The organism is Streptomyces sp. CBMA156, assembly GCF_014596515.1.
Classification (GTDB): domain Bacteria; phylum Actinomycetota; class Actinomycetes; order Streptomycetales; family Streptomycetaceae; genus Kitasatospora.
In genome coordinates this window covers 1-9,669 of record NZ_MSJQ01000160.1, presented here as the reverse complement: position 1 = coordinate 9,669, position 9,669 = coordinate 1, and the positions used below count along the sequence as shown (strand labels likewise).

Annotated in this window: 7 protein-coding genes; 5 read left to right on the top strand and 2 right to left on the bottom strand. The window is 74.9% G+C overall.

Features of this window, described 5'->3' with window-relative positions:
* The 4 genes from BU198_RS13375 to BU198_RS13360 form a co-directional block, all read left to right on the top strand.
* The coding region (locus BU198_RS13375; RefSeq protein ID WP_188297068.1) for a non-ribosomal peptide synthetase at positions 1–3,755 on the top strand (3,755 nt) is incomplete at its 5' end.
* Positions 3,752–4,171, top strand: coding sequence for an aspartate 1-decarboxylase (gene panD / locus BU198_RS13370; protein ID WP_188297067.1), 420 nt, complete (start codon positions 3,752–3,754; stop codon positions 4,169–4,171). The genes BU198_RS13375 and panD, both read left to right, overlap by 4 nt.
* Before the next feature lie 195 nt (positions 4,172–4,366).
* Positions 4,367–6,070, top strand: coding sequence for an amidohydrolase (locus BU198_RS13365; protein WP_188297066.1), 1,704 nt, complete (start codon positions 4,367–4,369; stop codon positions 6,068–6,070).
* A 31-nt stretch (positions 6,071–6,101) separates the two neighbouring features.
* Complete coding sequence (locus BU198_RS13360; protein ID WP_188297065.1) at positions 6,102–6,875, top strand: helix-turn-helix transcriptional regulator; 774 nt, start codon at positions 6,102–6,104, stop codon at positions 6,873–6,875.
* A gap of 173 nt (positions 6,876–7,048) precedes the next feature.
* On the opposite strand, the gene BU198_RS13355 is transcribed toward BU198_RS13360, so the two are convergent.
* Positions 7,049–7,675, bottom strand: a complete 627-nt coding sequence (locus BU198_RS13355; protein ID WP_188297064.1) for a pyridoxamine 5'-phosphate oxidase family protein — start codon at positions 7,673–7,675, stop codon at positions 7,049–7,051.
* Positions 7,676–7,758: 83 nt separating this feature from the next.
* Complete coding sequence (locus tag BU198_RS13350) at positions 7,759–8,094, bottom strand: ArsR/SmtB family transcription factor (protein ID WP_188297063.1); 336 nt, start codon at positions 8,092–8,094, stop codon at positions 7,759–7,761.
* 324 nt (positions 8,095–8,418) lie between these two features.
* Between BU198_RS13350 and BU198_RS13345 the strand changes: the two genes are divergently transcribed.
* The gene (locus tag BU198_RS13345; protein WP_188297062.1) at positions 8,419–9,651 is read left to right on the top strand and encodes an MFS transporter; all 1,233 of its coding nucleotides are present in this window, start codon (positions 8,419–8,421) and stop codon (positions 9,649–9,651) included.
* Positions 9,652–9,669 lie beyond the last annotated feature (18 nt).

Here is a 9,669-nt window from a genome sequence, read left to right as displayed (position 1 = left end):
CCACCCCCACCCAACTCCGCACCCACCTCGCCACCACCCTCCCCACCCACATGCTCCCCACCCACTACCACACCCTCCCCACCCTCCCCCTCACCCCCAACGGCAAAATCGACCGCAACAACCTCCCCACACCCGACCCGACACCGGCCGAGGCGCCGGACCGCACCCCGGCGAGCACCCCGGCCCAGCACCTGATCGCCCGCGGCTGGGCCGAGGCCCTCGGCATCGAGCCGCACCTGATCGGCATCCACGACAGCTTCTTCGCACTCGGCGGCGACTCGATCCGCGCCATCGGGGCGGTCGGCCGGCTGCGCGCCGCCGGGCTCGACATCGCCGTCCAGGACGTCTTCCGGTACCAGACGGTCGCCCGGCTCGCCGAGGCCGTCGCCCCCCGTGACGCGAGCGCGGAGCAGACCGGGCCGGCACCCTTCGAACTCCTCGCCGAGGCCGACCGCGACCGCCTCCCGGCAGGGCCGTCGGGGCCGGTGGACGCCTACCCGCTCTCGCTCGCCCAGGCCGGCATGGTCTACGAGATGCTCGCGGGCGCCGACCGGGGCGCGTACCTGAACAGCCTGAGCCACCCGGTCCGCGACGACGGCGCGTTCTCGGCGGACGCCCTGCGCGCCGCCGCAGCCCTGCTGACGGAGCGTCACGAAATCCTGCGGACCTCGATCGACCTGTCCTCGTACTCCGAGCCGCTGCAACTGGTGCACCCCGCCGCGACGATCGCGGTCACCCACCACGACCTGCGGCAGCTGGGCGCGGCGGAGCAGCGGGCCGAACTCGCCGCGGCCGTCGCCCGCGACCGGCTGGCGCCGTTCGACCTGGCGGTGCCCGGGCTGCTGCGCCTGGCCGCCTACCGGCTGGACGAGCGGCACTGGCAGCTGTCGGTCAGCAACTGCCACGCGGTGCTGGACGGCTGGAGCCAGACCTCGCTGGTCGCCGAGCTGCTGGGCTACTACCGGGACCTCCGGGCCGGCCGGGAGCCGGCGCCGGCCGCCCCGCCGGCGGCCCGGTTCGCGGACGCGGTCGCCCTGGAGAAGCGGGCCCTGCGGTCCGCCGCGGACCAGGAGTTCTGGCGTGACCGGGTCGCCCGGTTCACCCCGCTGACCGTCCCGCAGGCCTGGGCGGCCCCGTCCGGCACGGGCGGCGAGGAGGGGCGGGCGGGGGCCGGCGAGGTGGCCAGGGTCGACCTGCGCGACCTGCTGCCGGAGCTGCGCGCGGTGGCGCGGGGCGCCGGGGTGCCGCTGAAGAGCGTCCTGCTGGCCGCGCACCTCACGGTGCTGGGCATGGTCAGGGGCGGCACCGAGAGCCCGGCCGCCTTCCACACCGGCCTGGTCTGCAACGTGCGGCCGGAGACGGTCGACGGTGACCAGGCGCGCGGCATGTTCCTCAACACGGTTCCCTTCGGGCAGACGCTGGACGCCCCGAGCTGGACCGAGCTGGCCCGCGCGGTGTTCGCCGAGGAGACCGCCCTGTGGCCGCACCGGCACTACCCGTTGGCCGCCATGCAGCGGGCCTGGGGCGAGCGGACGCCGCTGGTGGACGTCTTCTTCAACCACACGGACCTGTCGGTGTCCGACGGCGATTCCGACGGCGACGCTGTCGGTGCGGACGAGGCGGGGGAGCGGACGCCGAACGAGTTCGGCCTCTCGGTCTCCACCGTCACCGGCGGGCTCCTGCTGGAGGCCGACGCGGACCGGGTCGGCCCGGCCGAACTCGACCTGCTGGCCCGGACCTACCGGCACGTCCTGGCGGGCCTGGCCGCCGACCCGCAGGCCGACCCGCGCCGCACCGCGCTGCCCGAGCCGGACCGCCGGATGCTGCTGGAGCGCTGGAACACCGAGCCGCCGGCCACTGCCGGGCGCAGCCTCGTCGAGCTGTTCGAGGAGCAGGCGACCCGCACCCCGGACGCGGTGGCCGTGCTCTGCGCGGGTGAGCGGCTGACCTACCGTGACCTGGCCGAGCGGATCGCCCGACTGGCCGGCCACCTGCGGGAGCTGGGGCTGGGCCCCGGCTCGACGGCCGCGGTGTACCTCGAACGCGGTCCCGAGCTGCTGGTCGCCCTGCTGGCCGTGCTCGCCGCGGGCGGCGCCTACGTACCGCTGGACCCGGACCACCCCGCCGAGCGGAACGCGTTCGTGCTCGCCGACACCGGTGCCGCGGTGATCGTCACCCGGACCGGCCTGGAGGAGCGGCTCACCGGGCTGCCGCCGGCCGGCGCCGGCCCGGTCACCGTGCGGCTCGACGCGGACCGGGAGGCGATCGCCCGGCAGAGCCCGGTGTTCGCCGGCCCCGGGCTCGACCCGGACGCCCTCGCGTACGTCATCTACACCTCCGGCTCCACCGGCCGGCCCAAGGGCGTGATGATCACCCACGGCGGCCTGGCCGACTTCCTGACCGCGATGCTCGAACTGCCCGGACTGGCCCCCGGCGCGCCGGTGGCCGCGCTGACCACGGTCTCCTTCGACCCGTCGGTCCTGGAGCTCTACCTGCCGCTGCTGGTCGGCGCCCCCGTCGTGCTCGCGACCGCGGAGGAGGTCAGGGACCCGCTGCGGATGGCCGCGCTGATCACCGCCACCGCCCCCGCGATCGTCCAGTCCACCCCCGTCACCCTGCGGATGCTGCTGGACAGCGGCTGGTCGGCCCCGGCCGGGCTGGTGGTGCTGTGCGGCGGCGAGCGGCTGCCCACCGAGCTGGCCCGCCGGCTCGCCGCCGACGGCGCGCGGGTGCTGGACCTGTACGGCCCCACCGAGACCACGGTGTGGACCACCGTGACCCGGCTGCACCCGGACGGCACCCCGGCGCACTGGTCGCTGGTGCCGGGGACCGTCCTGCACGTCCTGGACGGCGGGCTGGAACCGGTGCCGGTCGGCGTCCCCGGCGAGATCTGCCTCGGCGGCGCCGGCCTGGCCAGGGGGTACCTCAACCGGCCCGGCGTCACGGCACGGGTCTTCGTGCCCGACCCGCACGGCCGGGAGCCTGGGGCCAGGCTCTACCGGACCGGTGACCTCGGCCGCCGCCACCACGACGGCCGGGTCGAGCTGCTCGGCCGGGCGGACCACCAGGTGAAGATCCGCGGCCACCGGATCGAGCCCGGCGAGATCGAGGCGGTGCTGCTGGGCTGCCCGGAGGTGCGGGCCGCCGTCGTCCACCCGACCGCGTGGGGCGCGGGGGAGACCGAACTGGTCGCCTACCTGGAGCCGCACCCCGGCGCCACGCCGCCGGACAGCGGCGACCTGCGCGACCTGGTGGGCCGGCTCGTCCCCGACTACATGATCCCGGCGGCCTTCGTCGTGCTGGACGCGCTGCCGCTGACTCCCAGCGGCAAGGTCGACCGCGGCAGGCTCCCCGCCCCCGCCCAGGCCGCCCGCACCGGCGCGTACCTGGCGCCGCGGACCGAGCAGGAACGGCTCGTCGCCGGTGCCTGGTGCGAGGTGCTCGGCGTCGAGCGCGTCGGCGTGCACGAGAACTTCTTCGAGCTCGGCGGCCACTCCCTGCTGGCCACCCGGATCGCGCTGCGGCTGCGCGACGCGACCGGACTGGACGTACCGGTCCGAGCCCTGTTCGACCGCTCCACCGTCGCCGCGCTGGCCGCGGCGCTGCCCCAGTACGCCAAGCGCCCGACCCAGGAGATGCCCCGGCTGGTGGCCGGCCGCCGGTTCCGGCGGCCGGACGCGGACGGCCCGCGGCCGCACGAGTCCGCACGGGGCGCCCAGCCATCCCGCCACGACGAAGACGGAGACCAGCCGTGACCCGCACCATGCTCAAGTCCAAGATCCACCGCGCCACCGTGACCCAGGCGGACCTGCACTACGTGGGATCGCTGACGATCGACCAGGACCTGATGGACGAGGCCGACCTGCTCCCCGGCGAACTCGTCCACATCGTCGACATCGACAACGGCGCGCGCCTGGAGACCTACGTCATCGCCGGTCCGCGCGGCAGCGGGATCATCGGGATCAACGGCGCGGCCGCCCGGCTGATCCACACCGGCGACCTGGTCATCATCATCAGCTACACCACGGTCAGCGACGCCGAGGCCAAGGCGCTGGTGCCCACGGTGCTGATGGTCGACGCCGCCAACCGGCCGCTCGCCCGGACCGACGACCCGGCCGAGCCGGTGCCCGGCACCGCGACCAGCCGCGGCGACGCCGTGAGCCCCCGCTGACCCCGCGGCCCTGACCCCGCGGCCCTGACCCCGCCACCCCTGACCCCGTCGGCCGAAGACGTGCTGACGGAGACGGGGACGGCAGCCGCCGTATCGGTGGGATGACCGATGTGCGGCGGGTGGGGGCGCGGCCATAGTCCTGGGGAGGGCGTTCGCGGGTGGCCGCGGTGCGCCCGGTCTCCGAAAGGGCCTTCCATGGACACGCATGCGGATCTGGTGTTTCTCGACGGGCGGGTGGTCACGGTCGACGCGGAGTTCTCCGTGGCCTCGGCCCTGGCCGTGACCGGAGGCGTCATCAGCGCCGTCGGCGGGCGGGACGACGTCGCGCCGCTCATCGGCCCCCGCACCCGCGTCGTCGACCTGCGGGGGGCGACCCTGCTTCCCGGCATCAACGACTCCCACCTGCACGGATGCGCCTTCGGCATGGCGACACCGCCGCTCTCCCTCGACCTCGGCCACCCCGCCGTGTCCTCGCTCGGCGGCGTGGCCGAGGCGGTCAGGGAGGCCGTCGGGCGAGTCCCGGACGGGCAGTGGATCACCGGGCACGGCTGGGACACCGGCTACCTCGACGAGTGCGTCCTGGATCCGTCGCGGCGGCCCTCGCGGCGTGACCTCGACGCCGTGAGCCCGGACCACCCCGTCGTCCTGTACTCCTTCTCCGGGCACGCGACCTGGGTCAACTCCCGGGCCCTGGAGCTCATCGGGATCGACCGGCACACCGTCGCCCCGCCCGGCGGGGCCATCGTCGTGGACGCGACCGGGGAGCCCACCGGGCTGCTCCACGAGGGGGCCCAGGACCTCGTCCAGCACGCGCTGCCGCCGCTCAGCCGGCAGGAGCGGGCCGACGCGATCAGGTCGACCCTCGCCACGCTCGCCCGGCTCGGTGTGACCAGCTACACCGAGCCCGGGCTCGGCCCCGGCGGCGCCGGCATCATGCGGGGCGCGCTCGGCGCGGAGACCCTCGACGTCTACCGCCGGCTGCTGGCCGACGGCGAACTGACCGCCCGGGTCGGCGTCCTGCTCCTGCCCACCGGAATGACGAGCACCACCGCGGAGTTCGCCCGGGGCCTCGCGGCCCTCGGCGAAGCCGGCGACGAGGATCCGCGCCGCCTCGCGATCCACGGGATCAAGGTCTTCGCGGACGGCGTCGTGCCCAACAAGACGGCCTGGATGCACGAGCCGTACGTCGGCGGCGGCTGCGGATCCCTGTGCGTCGGCGGCGGGACGGACACCGAGCGGACCGCCGAGATCGCCACCATGATCCGGCTCGGCCACACCGCCGGGCACCAGCTGGGAGTCCACGTCACCGGCGACCGGGCCATCGACACCGTCGCGGACGCCTTCGCCGCGGCCGTGGCCGAGCACCCGCGGCCCGACGCCCGCCACTACGTCATCCACGGCGACTTCCTCACCCCGCACAGCATGGAGGTGCTGGCGGCGCACGGCTTCGGCGTCAACATGAACCCCACCATCAAGTGGACCGTCGCCGACATGGAGGAGGAGTTCGTCGGCGCCGAGCGGGCCGCGTACGCCTGGCCCTACCGCGACGCCATCGACGCCGGCGTGCGGGTCGCGAGCGGCTCCGACGCCCCCGTCACGTTCCCGGACTGGCGCCAGGGCCTCGCCACCATGGTGCTGCGCGAGTCGAAGGCCGCCGGCCGGGTCAGCGGTCCCGAGCAGCGCATCGGCCTGGCCGAGGCGATCCGCACCTACACGATCGACGCGGCCTGGCAGGACTTCGCCGACGACTGGAAGGGCTCCCTGGAACCGGGCAAGGCCGCCGACCTCTGCGTGCTCGACGGGGACCTGCTCGCCGCCGACCCCCGCGGCATCCCGGCGATGCCCGTCGTCCTCACCGTCGTGGACGGGCAGGTCGTGTACGACGCCCTCCGCGATTGACGTACTCCTGGTCCGTGATCATCCTGGGGGGATGGCACCGGAGCGGAGTGGGGCGGACATCCTGGACGCGGCCGTCCGGGTCCGCGAGGCCGCCAGGAGCGCCACGGCCGGTACGGCCGGCTTCGACACGGTCCTGGCGGCACTGTCGGAGGTGATGGAGTACGACCACGCCTCCCTGGCCCGATGGGATCCGCTGCACCGGCGTCACACCACCCTGGCCGGGAGCTACCCGGACGACGCCACGGCCTACATCGAGACCCGCCTCCACCACGACCCGGTGTTCCCCGTGCTCCGCAGCCCCGCCCGGGGCGGACTCTGGCTCAGGGACGTCCCCCGGCAGCTGCTGGCGGCATCGCCGGGCTTCCGGAAGGTGCTGTCCCCCCTCGGCGTCGAGGACGGCGTGTCCCAGTGCCTGTTCGCCGCCGACGGCCGGTACGTCGGCATGCTGAACGTCAGCACCTGCCGGCCGCGGAGCGCGCCCGATCCGGCGCGTGCCGTGGTCACGCTGCTCACCGAGAGCCTCGCCGCGGCCGTCGCCCCCGGCCCGGGCCGGCCGCCCCGGCCGGCCGCCACGGCCGACCCCGCCGCCGACGCGGGCCGGCTCGGCGGGCTCTCGCCGCGGGAGCTCCAGGTGCTGGCCGAACTGACCGCCGGCCGTACCAACCGGGAGATCGCCGCGCGGCTGTACATCACGCCCCGCACCGTGGGGACCCACGTCGAGCACATCCTCGCCAAGCTCGGCCTCCCCAACCGCGCGGCCGCCGCCGCCCAGGCCGCGGCCGGGGGGATCGAGCCCTCCCGCTGACGCGGAGGGGGCGGCGGCGAGCGCGCCTCCGCCCCGGGCGGTGTCAGCCGCCGGAGCAGTCCGCGCACCGTCGCGGATGATGCCGGAGCGGGTTCCGCGCAGGCGCCGCCGGCCATCGGACCCCGATCGGCGCACCCACGATCGCCGGTGGACGAACCACGGCGTCCGGGGGGCTACCCGGCCCGCTGCTCCAGTTGCGTCCGCAGTACCCGGTTCTCCTCCTCCAGCGCGGCCAGCCGGTCCTGGAACTGTTCGAGGTGGGGCCGGAGTTCGGCCTCGGAGAAGCGCGGGGTGATGTGCTGGGGGCAGTTCCAGTTGAAGCCCTCGACGTGGACGGTCATCAGGCGTTCCACCCGCCCCCCGGTCCGGGTGGAGAGCAGGCGCCGGTCGAGTTCCGGGTCCTTCTCCAGCTCCTGCACCGAGGCCCGGCCGAAGAGCTTCAGCCGGGCCTGTCGGGCGTAGTCCATGAAGAACAGCGCGACCCGGCCGTCCGCGCGGATGTTGCCGGTGCTGATGTACTGGCGGTTGCCGCGCACCTCGGCGAAGGCGATCGTCCGCTCGTCGACGACCTGGGCGAAGCCGGGCGGGCCGCCGCGGAACTGGACGTACGGCCAGCCGGTCTCGCTGACGCTGGCCAGGTAGAACCCGTCGCGGGAGTGGATGAAGCCGGCCTCGGCCTCCGTCAGCTCCTCGGGGTCGTCGCCGTGCGCGAGCTGGCGGACGGCCGATAACTCGCTTCCCTGTTCCCGCTGGACCCGGCGGACCTCTTCGGTGTACGCCAGGTGGGCGTAGCGGCCCATGCTGTGCTCCTTCTCGCCGGTCGGGCGGGTGGGTGGGTGGACGCGATGGTGCGGCGGCGGGCCGGATCACCGGGCCCGCCGGCTCACCCGATGGGGACGGTCGCCGGGGCGGCCGCGAGGATCGAGGTCAGGAGCCCGGGGAAACGGGCTTCGAGGTCGTCCCGGCGCAGCCGGCTGAGCCGGCTGTTGCCGACCAGCCTGGTCGCCACGACACCGGCCTCGCGCAGGGTGCGCAGGTGGTGCGAGACGGTCGAGCGCTTGACGGGCAGGTCCAACGACGTGCACGACTCCTCGCCGGAGGCGTCGAGCGCGCGGAGGATCTGCAGGCGCACCGGATCGGCCAGCGCCTGGAGCACGGTGCCGATGTCCACCGCCGCAAGGTCGGGCTGTGGCAGCCAGGTCTCCTCGATCGCGTGCATCCGCTCTCCGCCCTGCTCGTCGGTGTGGCCGTGTACCGGTGCCGACGATACCCATCCGTCCGGGCCGCCCGGTCGGGGGCCTTTCCGCACTCCGATAGTAGTCGGCTTTTCCGATGAGCATTGACCCTTGTGAGCTTTTCCGGCCGTCGCCGGGGAGTGGCGGCGCGGTGCGTCCGGAGGCTGCCGAGGGCCTCAACAGGCCTTCGCCGAAGGGTGTTTGGCCGGAAACCGCCGGTCTGACGCTTCGGCGGCCCCAGTCGGAAACCCCCGATGGTTACGATGCCGGTCGTAACAGGCGGAATTCATCGAACAGGGAGCAACACCATGACCGACACCGCCGACGCGTCCCCGGCCGTCCCCTGGAGGCCCCCCGCGATGCTCCTGGCCCTCGGCACCTTCGCCGTGGGCACCGACGCCTTCGTCATCGCGGGCCTGCTCCCCGACATCGCCGAGTCGCTGCACGTCGACGTCGCCGGAGCGGGCCAGCTGGTCAGTGTCTTCGCCATCGCCTACGCGGTGCTCTCCCCGGTCCTGGCGGCCCTGACCGGCACGTGGTCACGGCGCACCGTGCTGGTCACGGCGCTGCTGGTGTTCGGGGTGGGCAACGTGGTGACGGCGGTCGCCCCCGGCTACGGGCTGGTGCTGGTCTCCCGGGTGGTCGCGGCGGCCGGCGCGGCGATGTTCACCCCGAACGCGGGCGCCACGGCGGCGGCGCTCGCCGGTGCGCGCCACCGTGGCCGGGCGATCGCCATCGTGACCGTGGGGCTGACGGCCTCGCTCGCCCTCGGCGCTCCGCTGGGCACCGCCATCGGCAACGCGGCCGGCTGGCGGGCGACGATGTGGTTCGTCACCGCCCTGGCCGTCCCGGTCGCCGCCGTGATCGCGCTGCGGCTGCCCGAGACCAGGCTCGGTACCGCGGCCGGACTGCGCCGGCGCCTGTCCCCGCTCACCGACCGGCGGGTGGCGGGCGTGCTCGCCTGCACCCTGCTGGCCTTCGTCGGCGTCTACCTCCCCTACACGTACATCAGTTCCGTCTTCGCGCCGGCCATCGGGGGACACGGCGGGCGCCAGGTGGCCCTGCTGCTGGTCTTCGGAGTGGCCGGCACCGCCGGGAACCTGATGGCCGGAAACCTCGCCGACCGGTACGGGCCGCGCCGGGTGGTGATCACCGCCACCCTGGGGCTCGCGGCCGTGTTCCTGGCGATGCTGGCGGCCAGGGACTCGTTCGCCGCCGCGCTGGTGGCGGTGGCGTTCTGCGGGGTGGCCTCCTGGTCGCTGACCGCGCCGCAGCAGCAGCGGATCATCGCGCTCGCCCCGGCGGGGTCCGAGGCCCTCGTCGTCTCGCTCAACGCGGCCGTGCTGTACCTGGCGGTCTCGCTGTCCAGCGTCCTCGGGGGGATCGGCCTGAAGGCCTTCGACTCCGCCGGGTACCTGTTGCCGGCCGCGGCGGCCTTCGCCGTGTCGGCGGCCGGCGTCGCCTGGTTCTCCGGCCGGGCCGCCGGTCGCACGGCTCCCGCCGGGACCCCGGCCGAGCCGGTGTCCTCGGCCGCGGAGTGAGGCCGAGGACACCGGCTC